Annotated in this window: 22 protein-coding genes; 4 read left to right on the forward strand and 18 right to left on the reverse strand. The window is 27.3% G+C overall.

Translation table 11 applies throughout. The features are described from left to right. Positions 1–214 precede the first annotated feature (214 nt). From LPC13_RS14355 to LPC13_RS14380, 6 genes are all read right to left on the reverse strand, one after another. Positions 215–754: a flavodoxin family protein gene (locus tag LPC13_RS14355; protein ID WP_005214728.1), complete on the reverse strand. Its 540-nt coding sequence runs from the start codon at positions 752–754 to the stop codon at positions 215–217. 13 nt (positions 755–767) lie between these two features. Next, the gene (locus LPC13_RS14360) at positions 768–1,175 is read right to left on the reverse strand and encodes a cupin domain-containing protein (protein WP_005214727.1); all 408 of its coding nucleotides are present in this window, start codon (positions 1,173–1,175) and stop codon (positions 768–770) included. Between the two features lie 61 nt (positions 1,176–1,236). Continuing rightward, positions 1,237–2,067: an SDR family oxidoreductase gene (locus LPC13_RS14365; RefSeq protein WP_005214726.1), complete on the reverse strand. Its 831-nt coding sequence runs from the start codon at positions 2,065–2,067 to the stop codon at positions 1,237–1,239. A 42-nt stretch (positions 2,068–2,109) separates the two neighbouring features. After that, a complete protein-coding gene (locus LPC13_RS14370; protein ID WP_005214725.1) occupies positions 2,110–2,859 on the reverse strand; it encodes a carboxymuconolactone decarboxylase family protein in 750 nt (249 codons plus the stop codon). A 372-nt stretch (positions 2,860–3,231) separates the two neighbouring features. Next, the gene (locus tag LPC13_RS14375) at positions 3,232–5,772 is read right to left on the reverse strand and encodes an FtsX-like permease family protein (RefSeq protein WP_207733646.1); all 2,541 of its coding nucleotides are present in this window, start codon (positions 5,770–5,772) and stop codon (positions 3,232–3,234) included. Between the two features lie 12 nt (positions 5,773–5,784). Further along, positions 5,785–6,486 carry an ABC transporter ATP-binding protein gene (locus LPC13_RS14380; protein ID WP_005214723.1) on the reverse strand — a complete coding sequence of 234 codons (702 nt, stop codon included), beginning with the start codon at positions 6,484–6,486 and terminating at the stop codon, positions 5,785–5,787. A gap of 201 nt (positions 6,487–6,687) precedes the next feature. On the opposite strand from LPC13_RS14380, the gene LPC13_RS14385 reads away from it, so the two are divergent. Further along, positions 6,688–7,269: a TetR/AcrR family transcriptional regulator gene (locus tag LPC13_RS14385; protein WP_005214722.1), complete on the forward strand. Its 582-nt coding sequence runs from the start codon at positions 6,688–6,690 to the stop codon at positions 7,267–7,269. A gap of 304 nt (positions 7,270–7,573) precedes the next feature. After that, positions 7,574–7,927 (forward strand): LURP-one-related/scramblase family protein, encoded by a 354-nt coding sequence (locus tag LPC13_RS14390; RefSeq protein ID WP_005214721.1) that lies wholly within the window; start codon positions 7,574–7,576, stop codon positions 7,925–7,927. Between the two features lie 92 nt (positions 7,928–8,019). Here LPC13_RS14390 and LPC13_RS14395 read toward each other — a convergent pair whose 3' ends face one another. Then, positions 8,020–9,363 (reverse strand): MATE family efflux transporter, encoded by a 1,344-nt coding sequence (locus LPC13_RS14395; protein WP_005214720.1) that lies wholly within the window; start codon positions 9,361–9,363, stop codon positions 8,020–8,022. A 441-nt stretch (positions 9,364–9,804) separates the two neighbouring features. On the opposite strand from LPC13_RS14395, the gene LPC13_RS14400 reads away from it, so the two are divergent. Then, complete coding sequence (locus tag LPC13_RS14400; protein ID WP_005214719.1) at positions 9,805–10,353, forward strand: flavodoxin domain-containing protein; 549 nt, start codon at positions 9,805–9,807, stop codon at positions 10,351–10,353. A gap of 60 nt (positions 10,354–10,413) precedes the next feature. On the opposite strand, the gene LPC13_RS14405 is transcribed toward LPC13_RS14400, so the two are convergent. From LPC13_RS14405 to LPC13_RS14440, 8 genes are all read right to left on the reverse strand, one after another. After that, positions 10,414–11,055, reverse strand: a complete 642-nt coding sequence (locus LPC13_RS14405; RefSeq protein WP_005214718.1) for a 4Fe-4S binding protein — start codon at positions 11,053–11,055, stop codon at positions 10,414–10,416. A 142-nt stretch (positions 11,056–11,197) separates the two neighbouring features. Continuing rightward, positions 11,198–12,019, reverse strand: coding sequence for an ATP-dependent sacrificial sulfur transferase LarE (gene larE / locus LPC13_RS14410; protein WP_005214717.1), 822 nt, complete (start codon positions 12,017–12,019; stop codon positions 11,198–11,200). Between the two features lie 75 nt (positions 12,020–12,094). Next, positions 12,095–13,405: a nickel pincer cofactor biosynthesis protein LarC gene (larC, locus tag LPC13_RS14415; protein WP_005214716.1), complete on the reverse strand. Its 1,311-nt coding sequence runs from the start codon at positions 13,403–13,405 to the stop codon at positions 12,095–12,097. After that, on the reverse strand, positions 13,402–14,148 hold the full coding sequence (gene larB / locus LPC13_RS14420; RefSeq protein ID WP_005214715.1) for a nickel pincer cofactor biosynthesis protein LarB: 747 nt from the start codon (positions 14,146–14,148) through the stop codon (positions 13,402–13,404). Before larB ends, larC begins: the two co-directional genes overlap by 4 nt. Positions 14,149–14,419: 271 nt before the next feature. Next, a complete protein-coding gene (locus LPC13_RS14425) occupies positions 14,420–15,538 on the reverse strand; it encodes an aldo/keto reductase (RefSeq protein ID WP_005214714.1) in 1,119 nt (372 codons plus the stop codon). Positions 15,539–15,815: 277 nt separating this feature from the next. Next, positions 15,816–16,124, reverse strand: coding sequence for a hypothetical protein (locus LPC13_RS14430; RefSeq protein ID WP_040419858.1), 309 nt, complete (start codon positions 16,122–16,124; stop codon positions 15,816–15,818). 227 nt (positions 16,125–16,351) lie between these two features. Then, the gene (locus LPC13_RS14435) at positions 16,352–20,197 is read right to left on the reverse strand and encodes a family 20 glycosylhydrolase (RefSeq protein ID WP_234088913.1); all 3,846 of its coding nucleotides are present in this window, start codon (positions 20,195–20,197) and stop codon (positions 16,352–16,354) included. Between the two features lie 323 nt (positions 20,198–20,520). Continuing rightward, positions 20,521–21,354: a hypothetical protein gene (locus LPC13_RS14440; RefSeq protein WP_005214710.1), complete on the reverse strand. Its 834-nt coding sequence runs from the start codon at positions 21,352–21,354 to the stop codon at positions 20,521–20,523. A gap of 449 nt (positions 21,355–21,803) precedes the next feature. On the opposite strand from LPC13_RS14440, the gene LPC13_RS14445 reads away from it, so the two are divergent. Then, positions 21,804–22,484: a flavodoxin family protein gene (locus LPC13_RS14445; protein WP_005214709.1), complete on the forward strand. Its 681-nt coding sequence runs from the start codon at positions 21,804–21,806 to the stop codon at positions 22,482–22,484. A 58-nt stretch (positions 22,485–22,542) separates the two neighbouring features. On the opposite strand, the gene LPC13_RS14450 is transcribed toward LPC13_RS14445, so the two are convergent. From LPC13_RS14450 to LPC13_RS14460, 3 genes are all read right to left on the reverse strand, one after another. Further along, positions 22,543–23,418, reverse strand: a complete 876-nt coding sequence (locus LPC13_RS14450; protein ID WP_005214708.1) for an anti-sigma factor domain-containing protein — start codon at positions 23,416–23,418, stop codon at positions 22,543–22,545. 4 nt (positions 23,419–23,422) lie between these two features. Next, entirely contained in the window at positions 23,423–24,082 is a 660-nt protein-coding gene (locus LPC13_RS14455) for a sigma-70 family RNA polymerase sigma factor (protein ID WP_005214707.1), read from the reverse strand. A 445-nt stretch (positions 24,083–24,527) separates the two neighbouring features. Further along, entirely contained in the window at positions 24,528–24,977 is a 450-nt protein-coding gene (locus tag LPC13_RS14460; protein ID WP_005214706.1) for a metal-dependent hydrolase, read from the reverse strand. Between the last annotated feature and the right edge of the window lie 96 nt (positions 24,978–25,073).

Below are 25,073 nucleotides of genomic sequence, written 5' to 3' on the forward strand. Positions count from 1 at the left end.
ACACATCCTTTCTTAACTAAATATTATTTTACTTAGTTCGATTTAATGTGTCCACTACTTTATACTAACACCATTATTATATAATTACATGAAATAAATAAGAGATAATTCCATATGAATTTAATCATTTAGAATTATCTCTGTATATATTCCTTTAATATTCTTCTATATTTTAATATAATCTTTGTAAATTTAATTAATAATTTATTCTACTTTATACATTCTTCCCAAGTTCATAAGCTTCTAGAAAAGCTTTAGTATTTTTAATTTCTCCCTTTTGCCATGCTCCTGTTCCATAAATAATTCCTTTTTCTTTTGCCCCTTGAAGACAATCTTCTGTGAAGCCACGAATTGCTTCTACTGTACGATGGAGCATATTTTTATCTGTATCAGCGGCAGTCATAATATAATAAAAATCTTTATTAGAAATCTCTGTATATCTTGGTACAGTTCTATCAATAAGAGTTTTTAACTGTCCATCCATTGAATAAAAATATACTGGTGTAGCTAAAACAATTACATCAGCAGAAACCATTTTATCAAGAATTTCTGCCATATCATCTTTTTGAACACATTTATGAGTAGAATTACATACTCCACAGCCTATACAATAATTTATCTTTTTCTGTGCTATAAAAATCTTTTCAACATCATTTCCACTTTCTTTTGCACCTCTCATAAATTCATCACAAAGTAAATCTGAATTTCCACCTTTTCTTGGACTTGTAGATAAAATTAATACCTTCTTACTCATATCTTACCCCCTACTATTTTAATTTGTTATATATTTCATCAGTTACTGCTTCAAGCCATTCATTGCTTGCACCCTCAGCAGGTACTTCAATTGCAAGATGACAAAACCAACTATCCTTTGATGCACCATGCCAATGTTTAACTTCAGCAGGAATATTAACAACATCTCCAGCTTTTAATTCTATTGCTTCTTCTCCCCAAGCTTGATAATAGCCTCTTCCACCAGTAACAAGTAAAATTTGTCCACCCTTATGATGTATATGCCAATTATTACGACATCCTGGTTCAAAAGTTACATTTCCAATACTAACTCCTTTAGTTGTTAACATATTCAAATATGCATTTCCTATAAAGTACTTAGAAAACATTTCTGGTAATGGTTCTCCAATTTTAAATACACTTAAATTTTTGTTATCACTCATTTTTATATTTAGTGGCTAAATTCATTATAAGAATTCAATTTCCACTAATACCTCCCTTCTTTTATTCAATAATATCTGTTGATGCTGCAAGCTCTGTTTGTGTTTCATACTCGGCAATACGCTCTTTTAATCTTGTAACAGTTGTCGAAAGTGCTTGTGATCCAAGAATCATACGAAGTGTTTCTGACGACCTGTCTACACTTTCAATAATACGTTGTGCCATTTTTGAAGGACTTCCAGGTGCAAGGCCCTTAGAAGCATCTAACATATCTAAAAATCCATGACATGATTCATATTCTGGCATAAGATTAGCAACTTTAGCACTGCCATATCTAAATTCTGTTCTTGCTCCACCTGGTTCTACTAAAGTAATACCTATATTAAACTGTCCCACTTCTTGAGCAACTGACTCACAAAATCCTTCAATACCAAACTTTGTAGCATGATACATTGAATTTGCAGGGAATGCTACTTGACCACCATAAGATGAAATTTGTATAATACGGCCTCCACCTTGCATACGTAAATATGGTAATGAAGATTTAATTAGCATAATAGAACCTGTTAAATTAGTTGCAATAATATGATTAATTTCATCATCAGATAATTCTTCTGCACAGCCAAATAAACCATATCCAGCATTGCTAATAACTACATCTATCTTTCCATGCTTTTTAAAAGCTTCATCTACTACTTTATGAATAGCTGGTACATCTGTAACATCAAGTATCTGACAATCAAATGTATCCTTATATTTTTCTTTTAAATATTCCACCTTTTTAGTATTACGTACAGTACCAATAACTGTATCTCCATTTTCTAATAGTTGCTTTGTCATTTCATATCCCAGGCCACTACTTACCCCTGTAATTAACCAAGTGCGATTATCCATAATATATTTCTCCCTTTTATTTACTTTGATATATTTATAAAACTATTTTGCTGCATCATTAACACATCTTAATGCATTTAAAGAACGAGGATATCCGATGTATGGTAAGCATTGAGAAATTATTTTAATTAAGAAATTTTTATCATTTCCTAATTTAATATTTGCAGCAGCATGTGATGTTAATTGTGGTTCACAGCCACCTTGTGCTGCTAAAAAGCAAAAAGTAATCATTTCTCTTTGTTTATAGTCAAGTCCTGTTCTTGTATAATAATCCCCAAAACAATTAGCTGCTAACCAATAATTAATGTGTCGACTTTCCTCTGGCCCTGACTTCCAAAAATCTTTCATGTTTTCTCCAAAAATATCTACTTGAGCCTTTGTACCAGCTTCACGCCTATTTTCTCTTGTAGTAGTACACTGTCCCTCAAGTGGTAATTTAATTCCTCTTGATTCAAGTATTTCATTTGTAACTTTCAAGAAAGGAAATACACGTCCAATACCTAAATAAGCAACTGATTGATATACAATTTCTTTAATTTCAACTGCTGTTACTCCAAACTCAAGTGCTGCTGGAACCATAGCTTTATATTCATCAATACCTTGACATCCAATAAGTGTTGATAAAATTGCTATAAATCTTGTTTTATTATCTAAATCATCTACATTTACTACTTCATCAAAGGCAAAGTTATCAAATATCTCTATAAACTCTGGATCTGTTTCAAGAAAATTAGAAACATAACCTGGAAACATCCTTTCATGATATTCCTTTGCTTTATCTGTAATTGCCATTTTTATTTCACCCTTTCATAATCCAATTTTTAATATTTGTTTCAGACTTTTTAACACTTGATCCAATAATTTTGCCCTTTACGAGAGAAATACACCACTAAACTTTTCTTATTATTTTTATCCATATAACCCTCCATTTTTAAATTCAGTAATATAGCTTACTTCTTTATTAACACAATTAATTAATTGTAAATTTTTATAAACTTCTTACAATAACTTCATGATATTCCTTGGAGTTAACTCCAAGTCAAGATAATTTTTAAAATTTATTTATTAAAACAATAAAACCTCAAGGTTTTTATCTCCTTGAGGTTTTATTATTTATATTTATATTTAAATTTTATTTTACACAACTACATTAAAAATCATTTATTATTCATTAGACTTTAATGCATCTATCATATCAACATTCTTCAATTTTATGTGCATTATAACCATAACTATTATTGAAAATAATATAGTTATTCCTGCCGATATTATATAACTAGTTATTGAAACATTAGGATACATCATCATAGTATCTGTTTCTGATGTATAAATTATAAATGCATGTAACATTTTTCCTAAAACCGAACCTGTAATTGTTCCTAATAGAGTTAATATTACATTTTCTCTTAAAATATACATAGTTACTTCATCATCAAAGAAACCTAAAACTTTTATAGTTGATAACTCTCTTATACGTTCTGATACATTTATGTTATTTAAATTGTATAAAACTACAAAAGCTAAACATCCTGCTGATACAATTATTACAATCATAACTAAATTCATATTTGCAGTTGATTCTTCCATTGTTTTTTGCATTTTAGAAGTTAATGTAACATTTATTACATTTTCACATTCTAAAAGTTTTGATGATATTTCATCTTCATCAGCATTATCTTTATCTATATTTAATAATTGTGTATTATATATAGGTTCTTTTCCAAATACTTTTTCATAATATTCTTTTGACATATAAATAAAATGCTTAACATAATTTTCAGCTACTTTATCTATTTTAATTTCATAAGTGTTATTACTATCATCTTTTAATGTTATAACATCTCCTGTAGATGCACCTAAAAGTTTAGCTAATTTTTCAGTTATGATAACACCATCATTTGATATTTTATATTCTTCACCTGTTTTTCTATCATTTAAAGTTATGAAATCACCTAATTTATTTGTATCTTCTGGCACATATACTGTTGCTTCTTGATTATTCATATCTTTTTTACTAAAAGTTACTGATTCTTGATGTAAATTTAAACTACTTTCATATCCAGGTAATCCTTCTAAAACATCATTATATTTATTATTTGTTTCATCTGCAGAATCTGAATCAACTATTACCATAGCTTCATAATTCCAAAGATGTTCAAATTGTCTTTTAACTACACCTACATTTGAATCCTTAAGTCCAAAACCTGTGACAAGTATTGCCATACATCCTGAAATTCCTAATACAGTCATTATCATACGTTGTTTATATCTAAATATATTTCTAAATGTAACCTTATAATTAAAGTTTAATCTTTTCCATAATGGTGTTATTCTTTCTAAAAGTATCTTTTTACCTACCTTTGGAGCTTTTACTTTCATTAAATTTGATGGCTTATCTTTAAGCTCAACTGATATAACAAATAAACTTGCTCCTACAGTACATAATATTGATACTACCATTGACTGAATTATATAAGAATTATAATAATGTATACTTACTTTAGGTAAACTATATAAACTTTCATAAGCATTACTAATTACACTAGGAAGTATATTAGATCCTATTAGTATTCCTAAGATACATCCTGAAATACTTGCAAGTGATGCATATATTATATATTTCTTAGATATTTCAAAATTACCATATCCTAATGCTTTTAAAGTTCCTATTTCAACTCTATTTTCTTCTACCATTCTTGTCATTGTTGTTAAACAAATCATTAATGCTAATAAGAAGAAAAATACCGGTAATACTGACGCAATTTTATCTAAACTATTTATAGAATCCTTATATCCAGAATATCCTGTATTATCAGTTCTATCAAAAACATAATACTCTAAACTATCTAAATTCATTGAAGTATCTTCTTGATACTCTAATGGAATTTCACTAACTGACCCCATACTTTGAAGTATTTGACTTTGTATTTCTTCCTTTATTTCTTCAATTTTTTCTTCTCTTCTATTTGAATATAAGCTTTCAAGATATTCATTGTTTTCTTCCATTAGCTCTGCATATTCTTTGCTATATCCATCAAGTCCCTGTACATTTTTAAATCTTACATATAATTCTGTATATGCATCCATTGATATATCTGAACTATTTAATACTGCAAAATAATCAATACTTCCCTTACCAATTGAAGTTATACCTCTAGAGCCTTTTTCTATGTACATTGGACTTCTTACAATACCAACTATTTTAAACTTTGTCTTATTAAAAGACTTCATTGTATCTTCATCAGTATCAATTACATATTCTTCACCAAGCTTTATGTCACTATTAATCTTTAAAGCTTCTTCATCTATTGCTATTTCTCCACTCTTTTCTGGCAATCTACCTTCAACAACAATAAAATCATTTATATTGCTTTCATTATTATATTCCATAAATTTTACTACATTACTTGTATTAGTAAGATTTACATCTATACTATGTGTAGCATAAAAATCTAATATTTTATCATCATTTCTAAGTACATCAATATCTTTATCATCTATTCCAAAATTTGATACTATTTTGCTATCCATAAGCTTATATTCATCATATAAATTATTTATGGCTTTATTCATATCTGGTCCTGAAGATTTTATACCACAGTAAAAAGCCACCCCTAAAAGAATAATTATTAATATTGAAAAAAATCTTGCTTTTGATGATAGAATTTCTCTTACCGTTAACTTATTACATGCCTTAATTTCCATCACTCTATACCTCTACCATTCAATATTTTCAACTGGAATAGGATTACTATTAACTTCTACACTTCTAACTTTTGCATCATTAATCTTAATAACCCTATCTGCCATTTGTGCTATTGAAGAGTTATGAGTTATAACTATAACTGTTGTTCCCATTTCTCTACATGTATCTTGAAGTGTTTTTAAAACTTGTTTTCCTGTATTATAATCTAAAGCACCTGTTGGTTCATCACAAAGCAATAATTTAGGATTTTTTGCTACAGCCCTTGCAATAGATACTCTTTGTTGTTCACCACCAGATAATTGAGATGGAAAATTATCTTTTCTATGATCAAGTCCTACCAATTCAAGTGTTTTATCTACATCTAAAGCATTTTTAGATATTTGAGTAGCAAGCTCTACATTTTCCTTTGCAGTTAAGTTTTGTACTAGATTATAAAACTGAAATACAAATCCAACATCATCTCTTCTATATTTAGTAAGCTGTTTATTATTAAATTTAGAAATATTAATATTATCAACTATTATCTCACCATCATCACAATTATCCATTCCACCAAGAATGTTAAGTACAGTTGACTTTCCAGCTCCACTTGGTCCTAAAATAACGACAAACTCTCCTTTTTCAATAGAAAAAGAAACTCCATTATTAGCTACAACCTCTGTTTCCCCAACTTTATATTTTTTGTACAAATCTTTAATCCTTATATACGACATTTTATTCCTCCATTATGCTACTGTTATTAAATAGACAGTTTGTTCATTTAATAATATAATATATAGTATAAGTTAATATAATCTTATAGACAATAATCACATATTTTTTCAATGTTATTAATTGTACATAAAAAGCATTTTTGTCTATTAAATAATGCTTGTTCATAAATTATTTAAATTTACTAACAAAGGAGATTATCCATGGCAGGTATTAAAGGAAATCGTAGAATTTTATACACAAAAAAGATTATTAAAGAAAGTTTACTTAAGCTTCTTGAAAATAAAGAAATTCATCAAGTCACAGTTACAGATATATGTAAAGATGCAGATATTAATAGGGGAACTTTTTATACACATTATAAAGATGCTTATGATTTGCTTCAATCTATGGAAAATGAATTATTCTCTCAAATCATTAAATATATTGATGAAACTCCCGTAGAGAATTATCCAGATTTATTATTACTTAAGGTTCTTGAATTAATTGCAGAGAATAAAGAACTATGTAAAATTCTAATTTGCAAACATAACGATACTAAGCTTTTAGATAAATTAATATTTATTGCTAGTAAAGCTAATCTTGATCATATATATGCTGCATCTGATAACTTTGATAAATCCTACTATAACTACTATATAAGATATATCATTGGAGGATGTATTTCAATTATTGAAACCTGGCTTGAAAATGACTTACCAGAATCACCTAGCGAAGTTGTTAAAATAATTAATTCAGTAAGTACATTAAATACTGAATATCTTACAAGTTTAAACAAATGTTGATATTTTGTTGTTTTCTGAAATTTAGGTTATAATATGCTTGAAGTTTGTGGAGACGAAAAAGTTTGTAGAGCCACAGCCATGGATATGCAAATATATCTTTAAACCATAATAAAATATTTTTATAAGGTTTTTTATAGGGGGATTTTACATTAAAATATATTATATTGAGCAAAAGTTACTATCCTTAAATAGTAAGTATTATATTTATAATTCTCATAAGCAACCTTGCTTAGAAGTTACTACAAAAGGGATACTTTCGATTTTAGATAAATTATTCGGTAGCATTTTATCTATAAGGCATAACTTGTATATACATAGATTAGATGGAAGTGAATTTAGTGTTATTAAGAAAAAAACAGGGTTTATTTCAGACAAATATACAATTTATTGTGGTGGTGAAAATTTAGCATCAATTAAACGACATATGACATCTATTAAACCTAAGATATCAATAGTTACTAATAAACATAATTATTTAGTTTCTGGAGATATAATGGCAAATGATTTTACTATTTGTAACAATGGAATTACTGTTGCAAAGATAACTAAGACAACATTCAACATTAAAGACAAATATAGAATTGATATTTTTGACGAAGATAATGCTGATTTATTTTTATCAGCAGTTATTGCTATTGATAATTCAATTCATAACTAATATAAAACTGATAAGTACAAACTTATCAGTTTTATATTAGTTAATTATCATCAATAGTTTAAAAGATATCCTATAACTATATCCTCAAATACTTATACTAATTTTCTATTTTGCCATTTACCACTATGATATCTATAAATAAAGAAAAATGAACGAATGAACCAATCAACAATCATAGCTAGCCATACTCCAACAAGACCTAAAGCTAAATATCTTCCTAATGCAAAACTCAATAAATATCTACACGTCCACATAGAACATATAGATACTATCATTGTATATTTAGCATCATTAGCAGCTCGTAAGGCATTCGGTAATGTAAATGCTATTGGCCAGATAATCATTCCAAATATTCCATGAATCCAAATACATTTCTTTGCAAGTTCTGTTGATTCTTTAGATAAAGAATATAATTTTAAAAGTTCAGGACATAATATAACTGCTAATATACTAATAATCCCCATCCAAATATATGTCATTTTCATTAGTTTTTTCACATAAAATTTAGCTTGATCATATTCATCAGCACCTACACATTGTCCAACAATTGTTATTAGTGAAAGCCCTATGGCAGATCCAGGTATAATCATCATTTGAGCAATATTATTACTAACAGCATTTGCTGCTATTGCATATGTGCCAAAGGTTGCAATTAAGCTTTGAACTAATATTTTACCTAATTGAAACATTCCATTTTCTAAACCAGAAGGTATTCCAATAAATAAAATCTTTTTAATATAAAACCAATTCCACTTAAAACTATGATAATTATTTATATATATAATATTCTTTCTATTTTTTAGCATTATCAAAATAAGTATACTTGTAACTATTCTTGCAATAAGTGTTGCAAATGCTGCCCCAAATACTCCAAGTCCAAAACCAAAAATAAATACAGCATTTAATATAATATTTATTATATTCATAATGGTAGCATTAACCATTGAAATTTTTGAATTCCCCATAGCCCTAAATAAAGCTGCTCCAGAATTATATAATCCAATAAAAGGATAAGAAATTGCTGTTACAAAAAAATATGTTTTAGCTCCTTCCATAACATGATAATCAACGCTACCAAAAATACAACTTAGTAATGGTCCATTTAATAGTAAACAAATTATCATAATAACAACGGATAATAAGCCTGTAATTAGAATTAATTGCTTTCCTGACTCTCTTGCTTCTTTTCTAGAGTCTTGTCCAATAAATTGTGCTGCTACTACTGATCCTCCTGTACCTAGTGCTGCAAATATATTAATTAATAATATATTTATTGTATCAACTAGAGAAACTGCCGAAACTGCTGTTTCTCCCACACTTGAAACCATTATAGTATCAGCAAATCCAACAGTAACTGCTAATAATTGTTCTATAATCAAAGGAATGATTAATTTCTTTAAACCTTTCTTAGAAAATCTTCTTTCTACTTGCAACACGTAATTTTTTTACCTAACAACTCTGATTTCTTATTAATTATCTTTCCTTTGATATATACCTTTGTGCATGCCTCATAAAACCTTAAACAAAATGCTTCCATATATTATACCCCATATTCTTATTACTATTGCCTACAGAATATTATATCATATTTGTAAATTTATGTATAATAATTGTCTTTTATTTTTAGCTAATTACTTTTATTATTTTTATCATTTTATTAAGCTATGTTTAATAGTAATTGAGAATTATCAATACATGGATAAAGAATGGTAAAAAAGAATTAACCTAGGATATGGCTACTATACTTGAATAACAAATACCCTTGTAAAAGATCATCATATTATTTTTAGACTATATAAATAAAAACAAATTTGTAACCATATATTAGTAAATGTTAAAATATAACTAATTATTTTAAAATTCATGGAGGATCAATTATGAATAGGACTGTTGTTGTATATGAGTCTAAATATGGTTCAACTAAAAAATATGCTAAGTGGCTATCTGAAGAACTTTCTTGTGATTTAATTGAAAAGAAAAATACAACCATAGATAAACTTTTAGGTTATGATACCATTATTTATGGTGGCGGACTTTATGCTGGAGGCGTAAGTGGAATAAAGTTAATTACAAAGAATTTTCATAAAATTTCTAATAAGAATTTAATATTATTTACTTGTGGATTAGCTGATACTAGTGATAAAGAAAATATTGCTCATATTAAGGATTCTTTAAATAAGGTACTTTCAACTGAAATGCAAGATAAAATTAAAGTTTTCCATTTACGTGGAGGCATTGATTATAAAAAACTTAATTTTATTCATAAAATTATGATGAAGATGATGTATAAAATGCTTTGCAAAAAAGATCCTAAAACCTTAAAAAATGATGATAAGGAATTAATTGCTACTTATGGTAGTGTTGTTGATTTTACTGATAAATCATTTATACAGCCTATTGTTGAATATGTTAAATTACTTCCATAATTCATTTAAAAATATTAACACAAGCCTTAATTCAAATTTTAAATTAAGGCTTGTGCCACATTATTTAGATAATTCTATTGATTTTTTAGGACATTTATAAACACATTGCTTACATAATATACAATCTTTATCTTCAACCTTACCATTTTTATATTCCTTTGGTGATATTCCCATAGGACATACTTTTGTACATAAACCACAACTTACACATGTATTAGAAACTTCTATATTAACTTTTCTACCTCTAATTTTTGTTATAAAAGCTGATATACTTCCCATAGGACAGAAATTACACCAAGTTCTCTCATTATAAAACATTCCTAAAACTATGGCTACAATAGTTGTAATTACTATTATTCTATAAAATACCATTCCTATTCCGTAAAGATTTCCCCAGTTTTTATATACTCCAACAGTAAAATTAAACATTATAAAAGCAACCATAAATATTCTAAAGCCTGTACTTTTTAAAAATTTAGGTGTTTTCTTTTTACCTGAAAATCTTTTTAAAATATTATCATAAAAATTTCCTCTTGGACAATAATTGCCACACCAATATCTACCTTTACCAATTACTGAAAATACTACAGGTGCTAACATACATATTATTGCTGCTATTGCCCATCTCATATCAAATAGTGATGCTACTAAAAATAATATTAATAATAAATACCCATACTTTTTGTAAATTTTTCCTAACATTAATTCCACTCCTAAAAATTATTTTAACTATAAACTATAATTAAACTATATCACTATATAATTTATTCATTTGTGATATAATCACCTAAAAAAGCCATAGATTTATTTCAATCTATGGCTTAATATCTATAACTAAAATAATTTACTTTTCTTTATTATAATCCATACTTCCAGACCTAAAACCTTCTAAATCAATAGTTACATATATATAACCTAATGATTTAAAATAATCAACTATATCTCTATTCTTTTCTAAAATCTTAAAAAAATCATTTTCATCTACTTCTATTCTTGCAATATTATCATGAATTCTTACTCTAACATTGTATATTCCAATTTTTTTTATAAACTCTTCTGCTTTTTCAACATTATTCATTTTTTCATAAGATAATTCTGTATTATATGGAAATCTTGTAGCAAGACATGGAGTTGAAGGTTTATTATATACAGAAATTCCTTTTTCTAAAGCTAACATTCTTACTTCTTTTTTGGTAATACCAGCTTCTGCAAGTGGGCTTATTATCCCAAGTTCCTTAACTGCCTTAATTCCTGGCCTATATACATGTAAATCATCTTCATTTGTTCCTTCAATAATTGTATTTACATGTAATTCATTTGCCTTTTCTATAATCTTCTCAAATAAGTACTTTTTACATAAGTAGCATCTATTTATCGGATTCTTTAAAATCCCTGCCTTTTGTAATTCATCTACCTCAATTATAAAATGTATAGCTCCAAGCTCTTTGGCTACTTTCCTTGCATTATCTAATTCATTAAAAGGATGAAGCATTGTATGCAATGTAACTGCATATACTTTATTTCCTTTTTTTATAGCACTATCACATGCCATTTTTAAAAGTAAACTACTATCAACCCCTCCAGAAAATGCTATCATTACATCTTCATCAGTACACTTATTTATTGTTTCCTGTAGTTTAATTACTTTGTCATGATATTTGTCCATACTTCCCCCTAGATATTTATCTTTTCACTTACAGCACTTAGTAAATAGAAATTATTCTTAGCTTATAATTAAAGATTAAATTTCATTTTTTATTAGTATATTATCTTTTTCACATTCTTTTCTAATAAGATGATATACATCTTGATAGGACATATTATGTTTCTTGCATAATTCTACTACACTACTGTATTCTGGATAAACCCTTTTACCTAATTCAAGATTACATTCCTTTACTTGTACTTCCCCTAATGATGTTTGCATTGTTTTTATTTCTCTATTTAATACACTACGTTCCATTTTAATACGCCTTATTCCAATTGTTGTTGTTTCCATAAAAATGATTTGCTCTAGTTTTTCTATATCTTCTTTTTTACAAATTACATTTATTTGATAAGCAGGACGATTTTTCTTCATATATACAGGTATATAGTGAACATCCCTAGCCCCTGCTTCAAATAATTTATCCATCACAAATCCTAAAGCTTCTCCTGTACTATCATCAATGTTACTTTCTAGTTTATAAATACACTCTTCTTCTAAAGATTTATCTTCTATAATCATTGCACGAAGAAAGCTTGGTCTATCATAACTTCTTTTTCCACATCCAATTCCTATCTTTTTAATAGTAAATTTTTCAGGTAATTTATCAGAAGTTTTAATTGCTGCAACTATTGCAGCTCCAGTAGGTGTTACCATTTCGCCTTCTGTATTTGTTATGTGAAGATTTAAATTATTATCTGCCACAATATAGGTAACTGCTGGTACTGGAATTGGAATTACTCCATGTCTACAACGTACAAATCCATAACCTTCATGTAGTTGTGGTACTATAACTTCTTTAATTCCAAGATTATCTATACAAACTGCAACCGCTATGATATCAACTATAGAATCTACTGCTCCTACTTCATGGAAGTGTACTTGATTTATTTCTACTCCGTGAGCTTTAGCTTCAGCTTTTGCAATAATAGTAAAAATACTCTTTGCAATTTCTTTTGCATTATCTGTAATATGGGCATCATTTATAATATTGAAAATTTCTAAAGGTCCCCTCTGCTCATCATCGTCATAATTATAATTTATATTAATTCTATGAGGATGATGCCACTTATCATTTCTCTTTATCATTAAGTGCTGCTTTTGTCCATGTAAATACTCCATATCATGGTCATGATTTTCGTGATTTTTATCTAATATTACATTAAAATCACATCCATCTAAACCAGATTTTTTAACTCTGCTTATTTCTACTTCAAAACCACCAATTGGTAAACTACTAAGTGCAGTTTCTAAAACTTCTCTATCTGCGCCTAAATCTAAAAGTGCAGCTACTGCCATATCTCCACTTATTCCAGAATAACATTCTAAATATAATGCTTTTCTCATTGCTTCACCCCTAACCTATTTATCTGCGTTGCCATATATCCTGCACCATATCCATTATCAATATTCACAACTGCAATTCCATTAGCACAAGAATTAATCATAGTTAAAAGTGCTGCTAACCCATTCATACTTGCTCCATAACCTACTGATGTTGGAACTGCTATAACTGGCTTATCTACAAGCCCTCCAATAACACTTGCAATAGCACCTTCCATTCCAGCAACAGCTATTATACAATTTGCACTTTGAATAACATCTAACTTTGATAATAATCTATGGATGCCACTAACACCAACATCATAAATTCTTTCTACATAAGATCCAAAATACTCTGCTGTTTGTGCTGCTTCTTCTGCTACAGGTATATCAGCTGTTCCTGCCGTACAAACTACCACCTTTCCCACCTTTTTCTTTCCCTCTTTTTCAATCTTTATAATACGAGACACTTTATCATACTTAGCTTCTTTATATCTTTCCTTTATTAATTCATACTGATTAATAGTTGCTCTTGTCCCTAATACCTCTCCATCTATTTCATATAACTTTCCAAATATATTTAGCAAATGATCATCAGTTTTTCCACTACAAAAAATAACCTCTGGAAAACCTGACCTTATTTTTCTATGAGTATCTAACTTAGCATATCCCATTTCCTCAAAGGGTTGTCTACGCAAATATTGTTCTGCTTCATCTATAGATATATCTCCATTTTTAACCTTCAATAAAATATCATGTGTTCCCATTTATACCTCCAACTTAACTTTTATATATTTACTAATAAATTATTTTTAATATAAATATTCTTAATGATTTTACTTATCACCTTTACTCTGTTATATCTATTATTTTTATAGTTATATACCACTTTTTATTTATACATTTTTTCCCATAACCAAATCATACACCTTGGAGTAAACTCCAAGTCAATATATTTACAAATAAAAAATCTCTAACTCTTAATTATTAAGAGTATAGAGATTTTAAAACTATTTATACTAGCTTTTATATTAATACTTATTCAAATTCCTTTGCTACTTCCTTTAAAAACTTTGTGATTTTAATATGCTGTGGACAACTTTTTTCACATTTTTTACATTCAATACAATCAGATGCTTTTCCATAGGTCTTTGTATAATTTGTATAGTATACACTTTCTGTTGAAAACATCTTACTATCTGCTCTTTTCTTAGCATTATATAATGCAAAATAATTTGGAATTGCTATATTTTTAGGACATCCATCTACGCAGTATTGACATGCTGTACATGGAATTGCAATTGATTCATTTATTACCTTTACTACATCATTAATTATATCATACTCTTCTTTAATAAGCGGTTTAAAATCTTGCATATATGATGTATTATCAAGTAATTGATCCATATTAGACATACCACTTAAAACCATCATAACATTTTTATTACTTGCAGCAAATCTAATTGCCCAAGAAGGTATTGAAGCATTAGGATTATAATCCTTTAATAACTTCTCTGCTTTATCAGGAAGCTTTACAAGAGTTCCTCCCTTAATAGGCTCCATAACAATAACTGGTTTTCCATGCTTTGTAGCAACTTCATAACACTTTCTTGATTGAATGCTTTCATTATCCCAGTCTATATAGTTAAGTTGTAATTGAACAAAATCCACTTCTGGATGTGCTGTTAATATTTCATCTAACAACTCTGCACTATCATGATAAGAAAAGCCTATATTTTTAATTTTTCCCTCTTCTTTTTTTCTTTGAATAAACTGAAAGCTATCCATTTCTTGTGCTATCTTATAATGAGATACCCCAAGGTTATGAAGAAGATAATAATCAAAATATTCTACACCACACTTTTCAAGCTGCTCATTAAAAATTCTTTCTTGATCTTCCTTTGTCTTTAAAAACATAGTTGGCATCTTTGTAGCTACAGTAAAACTACTTCTATCATGACGTTTAACTAAATCTTCTCTTAATACAATTTCACTTTGAAAGTTATGATACATATATGCAGTATCGAAATAAGTAAATCCTCTTTCTAAAAAAGTATCCACCATTTTATTTACCATTTCAATATCAATACTTGCTGCATCATCTTGATTTTTTAAAGGTAGCCTCATTAATCCAAACCCTAATTTTTTACCTTCCATCTTTATATAACCTCCATAATATTATATAGTGTTATTTCCTTCTTTCTTATACCTTATTTTTCCAAAACAATATAATGGTAGTATATACCTTGGAGTTAACTTCAAGTCAATACCCATTATAAAAATTTTATTGTGGAGGTTTATTTAAAATTCATAATTGCTAAAAATTTTTCATAAATAAAATGTTAACTCACCTAATTTTAATTTCATGTTTCCCCCTTAAATTTACTTCATATATAATACAATTGTTCATAAAATCTCATGGATAAATTCTCACTTATTTCTCTCTTTTTCTAAAGCCTATAATACTAGTTACAACAATCATTAACAGTATTTCTACTATAAATGCTAATGTTAGTGCCAATATAAAACTAAATAATGCTCCAACTGTATAATTTAACTGTCTATATAAATACATACCAACCAATATACCTAAAACAACTGAAATTCCATTTGTTATTCCTTTAATCCTAATTGTTAATTCAGTATTACAGTTGCTACATCTAATACAATTGTCTTTATGAAATAATGATTTAAAAATTTCCATAATCTCTAACTTTGATTTGCATTCTGGACATATTCTCATAACATCCCCCTAAATCCCTTTTATTTAATTACGTTTTATCTAAATAATAATATTACTCTAAAAAACTTACTATAATTGATGATATCCCTAGTATAAAACATATGATTCCACCAATTCTAGTTGACCATATGCACAATTAAAATAAGGTTATCTATTTTGATAACCTTATTTCCTGGGTAATATTAACAATAATACAATTATTATACTACATATAGTTATACCAATTATTATCTTTTCTTCTTAGCAATTAAAGATCCAATAACTGTAATAGTACTTGCAAATAAAAGTGCAGCTACATTTGATCTACCACCTGTATTAGGTAATTTATTCCCCTTGCTTATTGTATTTGAAGTATTACCTTTAGAAGTAGTGCTTGCTATTATATTTTCATTTTTATTTATATTATTATTTACATTGTTTTCAGTAATTGAATTAGAATTATTTTCACTTTCTGAATTATTAATATTACTACTTTCCTTTTCAACCAAATTATTTAAAGCTAATTCAAGATTTTTATTTGCTTCTAATATTTCCTTTTCTATAGATTCTTCATTAGAAAATACACCTCTTGCTTTTTCTAATGCTTTATCTAAAACCTTTAAACTATTCTCTGTATATCTATTTTTATCAATTTTCTCTGCTTTACTTATTAATTCTTGTAATTTATCTTTACTTGGTTTCAATCTTAGTTCTAAGAATGATCTTAGCAATTCTTCATAACTCTTCATAACATCATCCTTTAAAACATTTTCATGTTTAACTATTGATATTGCAAAACTTAATTTTTCTTGTAACTTGCTCCAAGTTTCTGAAATATACTCTTTTTCATTTAACTTTTCAATTCTATCAATTAATGATATAAGAGTTTCTTTATTTCCTTTTTCAAAAGATAACATTTGCATTACTTTACTTAATCTATCAAAAGAATTATTTATTTGTTCTTGAGTTACATTAGATAAAGCTAATAATTCCTCAGCTTCCTTTAACGCTTCTTTAAATTCACTAACAACTGCTGGTACAATATTTAAAAGCTCATCTTCTGTTATATTTTTAGCTTCTTCTACTGCCAATTTTAAATGCTCTGTAAATATCTCTTCAATTTCATTATCTATTGCATCAATAGCTTTTCTCAATTTGCTTTCAATATCTTCAGTATCTATTGAATTTTTAATATATGCTTTTTGTGCTTCAATTAAAGCATCAACCATATTAGAAATAAGAGACTTATTCTTACTTTCAATATTTAACTTTTCAGCTTCAAGTATCATATCTTTTAGTACATTAGATTCTTGAATTTGCTCATAAGTAAAATAAACTTCTGCTATTTGATACCACTTAGATAAATCTTCCTTGATTACAATTCTTACATATTGTACTAAAGTTTCATCAAAGTAAATTGTCTTATCTCTTCCCTCTGAACTACTTAACTCTCCAACCTTTATCCAGTCTCCATTTGCCGATTTTACCTCTACATCAGCCTTAGAAATCATATCTTCTCCAACCTCTTCTGGTTGAATAATTTGAATCTTTGACATATTAAGCTCTTGCGGGAATGAGAATAAAATTTCATCACCTATATTTTGATTATCAGCAAACCAAGCTTTTGTTGATAAATCGCCATCTACCATTCTTTCAACTGCAAACTTTTCAGGTGGGAAATAAGGCCCTTGCCAAGAAGCTCCTGAATGAGTATAGGTTGTATCACTAGATGTAATATCTGGTGTATTTCCATTCTTTTTCATTAAATTACTCTTTGCAACTTGAATCTTTTCAAACTCTTCTCTCATTTTAGCAGTACTAATATCTTCGCTATATAATATAGCTTTTCCATTATTAATAGCAGCTATATAATCTTCATATCCAGAAATAAAACCTTCAGAGTTAAGAGTATATTCACATTCCACATATAATGGATAATACTCTAAAAGAATTGACTTTTCCTTAGCAGCTAATAATTCAGTTAATACCTCATCTACTTCTAACTGCTCACTTAATTCATTTTCATAAACACTTTTTGCATTTTCCAAAGCATTTTTATAATCTGCAAAAGTTTCTCTTATATATAAGCTTTCATTTAATGGATTTTTAATTTCTTTTTCTAATTCTGACTTATTACAATATAATTCATACGTAAATGTATAAACTACCTCTTCCTTAGAAAAATTACCTGAAACATTTTCTTCTGATATTACCCTATATCCATAAATTTCTTCAGCATCAAAACTATAATCTTTACCTATAGTTCCATACTTAACAATGTCATCTTTTAATATCTTTCCAGTATTACTTACATATCTTAATGTAACCTTTCCAATATTCTCAGCTTCTAAAAACTCTCCAACTTCTGGTAGTTGTGAGCCCTTTTCAAAACCAGCTACATTACCTAATAAAGCATAATTTTCCCTAAACTTATCTATTGTAGTAATTGAATTACTTTTAGTATTCCAACTCTTAGTAGCTAATGAACGTAACTCCTTTGAAATATCTTCAGTAATTATATCTTCACTTACTAAGTTTGGATTATCACACCAAACTGCTAGTGAAGCACCTTTAATTACACTAGAATCATCAGATATTGTATTAGATTCAAACTTTCCTGGTGTCCACTGTTCAAATATTCTTACATCTTGATTTAAATAATCAAAAGAATGTTGTTCACGTCCATCTGTAGGTTTACTATTACGTAGCACATAATAAAAATAACCTGCATTTACATTATAAATATCAGTATGGCCCTTATTTATAATAGTATTTAAATTTGCAATATCTCTATTCCATCCCATTTGAGACCAAAAATCAACACCAATATAGTCATGCATTTTTACTGTTTGAGGTTTTTCATTATAAGAATTTTCACCATAATAAAGACCATCATTCCACACTCTAGGTTTAAAGCCACCTTCATAAACTAATTCTGCAATTTCATTAATATAATTAGCTAATGCATCTTGCCAAACAGCATTTGAACCAAATTTATCCTTTGCATAACTATCTAACACACTTTTATATTGTGTAGTAAATGGTGCTCTATCAAATTCCATGTATTCATCTCCACCAATATGGAAATCAGTACATCCTTCAAATAACTCCATATACTCTCTATATAAACTTTTAAAATACTCTACAGCTTCAGGATTTGTAACATCTAATCCACCATCAAAATGAGTACCAGTATTACTTATTTGTCCATATTCAGGATGAAACTTTAAAATATGATTTGCATGACCTGGAGTATCAAAAGATGGAATTACCTTTATCCCATACTTTCTAGCCTCTTCTAAAATCTCCCTTACCTCTTTCTTTGTAAGATATTCATCTGAAACTATAGATGGATCTGTTTCACATTCTATTCTAAAACCCATATTTTCAGAAAAATGCATTTGTATAGTATTCATTTTCATATAAGACATTTCTCTAATTTGACGAATAAACCAATCCTTTGAAAAATATTTTCTACCACAATCAACATGAATTCTTCTTTCCTCTACATCTGGATAATCAATTATTGTTCCATATACAAGTCCCTCATTAGTAATCATTAAATTTTGTATTGTTCTAAGTCCATATAAAATAGCATTTTCACTTGCACCAGTTAATCTTATTCCATTATCATCAATATCAATACGATAAGCTTCTAAACTTGTAGATTCTTCAGTAATTTCACTAACATCAGTAATATTAATAAAAACATCACTTTTTACTAATTCACTTTCTCCACCATAAGCCATAACTAATGGTGCAGATACAATTTCCTTTTCTAAAAACTCAGCGTTAACTAGTTTTATAACTTCCTTTAAACGTTCATTATTAACATTTGTCTCATTTGCTAATACAACTAATCTACTATCAGCAGTTAAACTCCAGGTTTTCATAGAAGAATCTGCAGTGTAGCTTTGTACAATAGGATTCACCATAGCTGATAATTCCTCATTTGTAAATACTACTTTATTTTCTCCATAAGCATTATCAATTTCCAATGCAGATATAGTTGTAGAACATAAAACAGTTAAAGTCATTATTGCACTTAAAGTCTTTTTCCAATCACCCTTATACCCATATTTTCTTGTAATCATTCCCCCATACCCCTTTTAAAAATTTATTTTTATTTTAAGTCTTAATATTTAAATAGTATCACATATGGAAATATATGTAAATGTTTGCATTTCATAAATTTATTAGCTTTTTGATATTTTCTCATGTACACATAAACTCTAATATTGATATTAAATAATATAATTATTAGAAGCTTTAATTTTTCATAAATACAAAATCATATATATTCCTATTGTTTTTACGGTAGCATTAATTACATTTAATATTATTATATTTAAAGAAATATAGAAAAATATAAAACTATAAATATTAAAATGGCTATTGTAATATTACAATAGCCATTTTATCTTCCAAATACAGGTTCATTTTCATTTCTAGCATATATTTTTATAAATGCGCCTAAAACAGTTATATTAGCTACAACTCCAAATATATCAGCTATTACCAAAATATTCTGAGCTGGAAGTAATAATTCTTTATTTATATCACTTCCTTCATTTATTAAATGTACTAATGTATAACAACCAATATCATAAAGTACCCCTCTTTGTATAACATAAAGCTCTGCAGCAATAACTGCATCAATATCAGGATTATATATATTCTTTATTCTTTTATCATATTTACTTCTTATTAAATCAATGCTCTTTAAAATAGCCCTTAACCAAAAATAATCACCATAAAATCTTATTAAAAAAGCATATGCCTGCAAATATAATATGTTTATATTCTTTTTATCACATTCTAAAAAATCAATAATAAGACTAGCTTTATATTGCTCATTAACTGCTATTATATTTAAAACATACAAGATTATTGTCAATATAGATGCCTGACTTATTAAATACTCAGGCTCTATAGATTTTTTTCTCTTGTCCTCTCTTTTACTCAGCTGATCATATCTACTAAAATCTACATAAGATATTAAAACACTAGCTATTAAAGCTAATACCTGACCTTGTCCTAATAAGATAAATGGATTTGTATAAGCTTTTTCTTTATTACAGCTTAAATTTATACTTTCAATTGTACCTTCAAAAAGAAATATGTCTGATATCATATATATTAAAGCTATTTTCACCTGAAGATTCAATAATGATAACTCACGTTTATCATATTCAGATATATGTTTAAAGCTATCTTTTTTATCTTTATTCTTTGAATGAGCATAAGACATATTTAGTTCTCCTAATACTTATCTTCCCATGCTTATTATATATAGAACTTTTTCCCTTTTTATATTAATAAAATTAAGCTATAGGAAAATAACTTCTCATATTTAAAATATTATTAATGAAATTAAATGTGCATTATATACCTATAACATTCCTTTTATCTTTTAAATCAATTAAATTAAATAGCTTGAATTTTTGGGTAATTGTAACATATGGTTGTTTTAGAATTGTTAAATTCACTATCTAAATAAAATTTTTCATATTGTCTGCAATTATACTTTATATTTATTAATATACATTTTGGATTTTTTCTTTATATATAAATACTTATTTACGAGTATTTTATTTAAGTGTACAATTTAATTATTTTTACTTCTAAGATAAATATCATTAGATATCTTTGTATAAAATTATACTCTTAGAATAAATATATATAAATTAATAATGTAGGATGGTAATTGTGAAAATTGTTGTTATACACGGACAGCATCATAAAGGAAGTACTTGGCATATCACAAAATTATTATTGGATAGATTGAGTTCAACTGCTGAAGATATTAAAGAATTTTATACAAATGATATACCTCATTGTACTGGTTGTTTTACTTGTATCATTAAGGATGAACATTTATGTCCTCATAGAAATATAGTTGGACCAATTATTGAAGCCATTGAAAATGCTGATGTAATATTAATTGAATCTCCAACTTATTGCTTATCTATGTCAGGACAATTAAAAACCTTCTTTGATCATATGGCCTATAGATGGTTAATTCACAGACCTCATCCATCAATGAAAAATAAAATTGCAGTTGCAATTTCTACTACAGCTGGTGCAGGAGCAAGCAAAGTTACAAAGGATATAAAAAGACAAATGTTTTGGCTTTGTGTGGGAAAAACATATAGACTTGATTTTAGGGTTTTAGCTACTAATTGGGATGAAGTAAAACCTGATTTAAAAGAAAAAATTAATAAATCAGTTACTAAAACTTCAAAAAAGATTATCAATTCCTATAATAGTGTTCATCCATCAATTTTATCTAAAATTATGTTTCAAGTAATGCGAAGTATTCAAAAAAATCCTTGGCTTGATGTTGATGGAGAATACTGGATAAAAAATAATTGGGTATAATAAATAAGTAGAAAATTTTAAAAAATATTACTGGAAATCAAATTTCCAGTAATATTTTTTAATCATCATCTTCATCGTAATTGTCATTATCATCATCGTTATCTTCGTCTTCATCATCTTCATAGTCATCATCATTTTCGTCTTCTAATCTATCTTCAATTTCATCTTGAAGTTCATCTAATGCATCTTCATTTAAAAATACATTGCTATTATTAACTTTTAGTAATTCTAATAGCTCTTGAGTACTTAAGTTTTCAAAGGCTTCTTCAAGTCCATCTTCATCAAGTTTTAAAATAGCCTCATATTTACCTAAGCTTATTCCTTGTTCCTTTGCCATTGATAAACTTTCTTCTGTTCCTTTCATAAAGGCTACATTAGTTTCATTGAATGTAGTTTTCACCATATTTTCTATTCTTTCTTGAAATTCCATATTATCTGTGCCTAAAAAAGAAAATCCAACTAAAACTGAATTACCATTTCCTAAATAATTTTCATTGGTTAATAATTCTTTTAACTTATTAGAGCCTTCTTCTACTGTTAATCCTTTTATACTCTTTATATCTAATATTTTTCCATCATCATTTAACCCTTTAACATTAATTATTTTTCCACCATCATTTAAATCAAATTCAATACTAGGATTAACATCAAAGGTTAAAACTGCATAAGTATTATTTAAACCAGGTGAAAACATATTAAATATTGGATTAATTAAAATAATCATAAGTGCTGCTACTGCCCCTAAAGGAATTAACCATGTTTTCAAACTCCTATTTTTATTATTCCTAGTATCTATATAAATATCTTCATCTAAGCAAAAAATAGTCTCTCCAACCTTTAAATTCCCCTTTTTATTAATTCTTACTACTTCTCCGCCTTCTTTCATAACTATTATATAATTATCTTTTATCTCCATAACGACAGCCTTAAACATATTTTCACCTCCTTATCCATAATTTCAAATTTCTAAGATTTTTATCTAATATTATTACTACTGAAATAATAAATTTCTTGCTTCTTTTAATAATTTTTTCTGTTATAGAAAACTTAACTGATATTTGTTTTATTGGTAATCTCTTTTTCTCATACATAAAACTCTTTAATAATACATCTTTATTTACATTTTCAGAAATATCAATTGCTCTTTCTCTAGTATCAGTATGCTTTGGAGCTTCCTCTACTAAATCTTCAAATGTAAATCCAAATTTACCTATCTCTTCTTTAAGCTTAATTATTTCACTAGAAAGTTCATTACTACTTTCCACTGGTGTATGATGAAGTTCTCCAATATCTATACCATTCTCCTTTAATTGTTCTATAGAATCTACATTGTTATGTTTATTTTCCTTAATTAAATAATTTTTGATTCTACTGCTAATAACAATCTTTGCAAAAGATGAAAAGCTCCCCTTATGACTTTCATATTTATCAACTGCTTCTTTAAAAGCTATTAAAGCAATACTAAATTCATCATCATTTTCAACGGAAACATATTTCCCAGTTGTTGAGCTTATAGACTTTATAATAAGGGGCATATATTCTTTAATGAGAATATTTATATCTTTATCTTCTATACTATTATCTAAAAACTCTTCCATTTCTTTTTAATCTCACCACCTTTAATCATTATTAGATACAATTAATATTTTTATTTTAGGTACTTTTTTAATAGTATCTTTACTAGATAAACAAAATATTCAATAATAGTAATCTTTGAGAAATCAAAAAAGGTAAGCATCTTTGTTTATTTTTATTCTATCTATTTTATATCATTTACGAGTATTTTATTTAAAACTATAATAAAAGTTATAATTGCTTCATTAACTTTATTATAAGACATTAATAAATATTAAAACAAAAATAAGCTTAGATACTTATAACCATAACTTATCTAAGCTTATTTTAAATCTATCTCTATATTATTTTGAATTTCTGCTATTGTATTCACTATTACTTCCATTGCAGATAAACCACATAAGGGTTACTACATAGGCATTACAAATGCTAATGTTACACAGCTAAAAATAAAGTTATTAATCTTATTTACTGTAATCCTAATAAAAAATTGAAATTTACTGTGTTAAGTATATAAATATAACAAAAATAAAATATTGCTATAAGTGCTATATACCTTATTAAAATATCTGTAGTCTTTCCTGTTGTGCATAATTTTAGTCCATAATTCTCCTTTATAAAAGGATAAAAAAATGGTACTCCCATTTTAGTAAAACTATCTGCCACTAGATGAGTAGAATAACCAACAAACCAAAATAAAGCTATAGATTTATCAAATGTACTTAATATAATTGTACTTATAGAAAGTGCTAATATTGAATGTGTCCAAGTTCTATGCTTTATAGGTAAATTAACATCAAAATCAGCAGCTATAGCTCCAATTAAAGCAACCAATATATATTCTATATTATAGGAATATGTTGTAACTAAAGGTGCTGCAAAAGCAACTCCTAAACTCACATGTGTCTTACTAGTCATTAAATCCCCCTATTTAAAGTATTCGATCTGTTAAGTTATATGAACATTGCTCTTCTCAACCTAAGGAAATACAATAAGTTTGCGAGACTAAATAAT

It is taken from the genome of Clostridium celatum (genome assembly GCF_021412605.1).
Lineage (GTDB): Bacteria > Bacillota > Clostridia > Clostridiales > Clostridiaceae > Clostridium > Clostridium celatum.

Excerpts from the sequence above, each read along its gene's own strand:
- LPC13_RS14380 (WP_005214723.1), bottom strand. The coding sequence starts at position 6,486 with ATGTCGTATATAAGGATTAAAGATTTGTACAAAAAATATAAAGTTGGG.
- LPC13_RS14375 (WP_207733646.1), bottom strand. The coding sequence starts at position 5,772 with ATGGAAATTAAGGCATGTAATAAGTTAACGGTAAGAGAAATTCTATCA.
- LPC13_RS14425 (WP_005214714.1), bottom strand. The coding sequence starts at position 15,538 with ATGGAAGGTAAAAAATTAGGGTTTGGATTAATGAGGCTACCTTTAAAA.
- larE (WP_005214717.1), bottom strand. The coding sequence starts at position 12,019 with ATGGACAAATATCATGACAAAGTAATTAAACTACAGGAAACAATAAAT.
- LPC13_RS14430 (WP_040419858.1), bottom strand. The coding sequence starts at position 16,124 with ATGAGAATATGTCCAGAATGCAAATCAAAGTTAGAGATTATGGAAATT.
- LPC13_RS14440 (WP_005214710.1), bottom strand. The coding sequence starts at position 21,354 with ATGTCTTATGCTCATTCAAAGAATAAAGATAAAAAAGATAGCTTTAAA.
- LPC13_RS14405 (WP_005214718.1), bottom strand. The coding sequence starts at position 11,055 with ATGTTAGGAAAAATTTACAAAAAGTATGGGTATTTATTATTAATATTA.
- LPC13_RS14365 (WP_005214726.1), bottom strand. The coding sequence starts at position 2,067 with ATGGATAATCGCACTTGGTTAATTACAGGGGTAAGTAGTGGCCTGGGA.
- LPC13_RS14460 (WP_005214706.1), bottom strand. The coding sequence starts at position 24,977 with ATGACTAGTAAGACACATGTGAGTTTAGGAGTTGCTTTTGCAGCACCT.
- LPC13_RS14400 (WP_005214719.1), top strand. The coding sequence starts at position 9,805 with ATGAATAGGACTGTTGTTGTATATGAGTCTAAATATGGTTCAACTAAA.
- LPC13_RS14445 (WP_005214709.1), top strand. The coding sequence starts at position 21,804 with ATGGTAATTGTGAAAATTGTTGTTATACACGGACAGCATCATAAAGGA.
- LPC13_RS14385 (WP_005214722.1), top strand. The coding sequence starts at position 6,688 with ATGGCAGGTATTAAAGGAAATCGTAGAATTTTATACACAAAAAAGATT.
- LPC13_RS14370 (WP_005214725.1), bottom strand. The coding sequence starts at position 2,859 with ATGGCAATTACAGATAAAGCAAAGGAATATCATGAAAGGATGTTTCCA.
- LPC13_RS14455 (WP_005214707.1), bottom strand. The coding sequence starts at position 24,082 with ATGGAAGAGTTTTTAGATAATAGTATAGAAGATAAAGATATAAATATT.
- LPC13_RS14450 (WP_005214708.1), bottom strand. The coding sequence starts at position 23,418 with ATGTTTAAGGCTGTCGTTATGGAGATAAAAGATAATTATATAATAGTT.
- LPC13_RS14355 (WP_005214728.1), bottom strand. The coding sequence starts at position 754 with ATGAGTAAGAAGGTATTAATTTTATCTACAAGTCCAAGAAAAGGTGGA.
- larC (WP_005214716.1), bottom strand. The coding sequence starts at position 13,405 with ATGAGAAAAGCATTATATTTAGAATGTTATTCTGGAATAAGTGGAGAT.
- LPC13_RS14435 (WP_234088913.1), bottom strand. The coding sequence starts at position 20,197 with ATGATTACAAGAAAATATGGGTATAAGGGTGATTGGAAAAAGACTTTA.
- larB (WP_005214715.1), bottom strand. The coding sequence starts at position 14,148 with ATGGGAACACATGATATTTTATTGAAGGTTAAAAATGGAGATATATCT.
- LPC13_RS14360 (WP_005214727.1), bottom strand. The coding sequence starts at position 1,175 with ATGAGTGATAACAAAAATTTAAGTGTATTTAAAATTGGAGAACCATTA.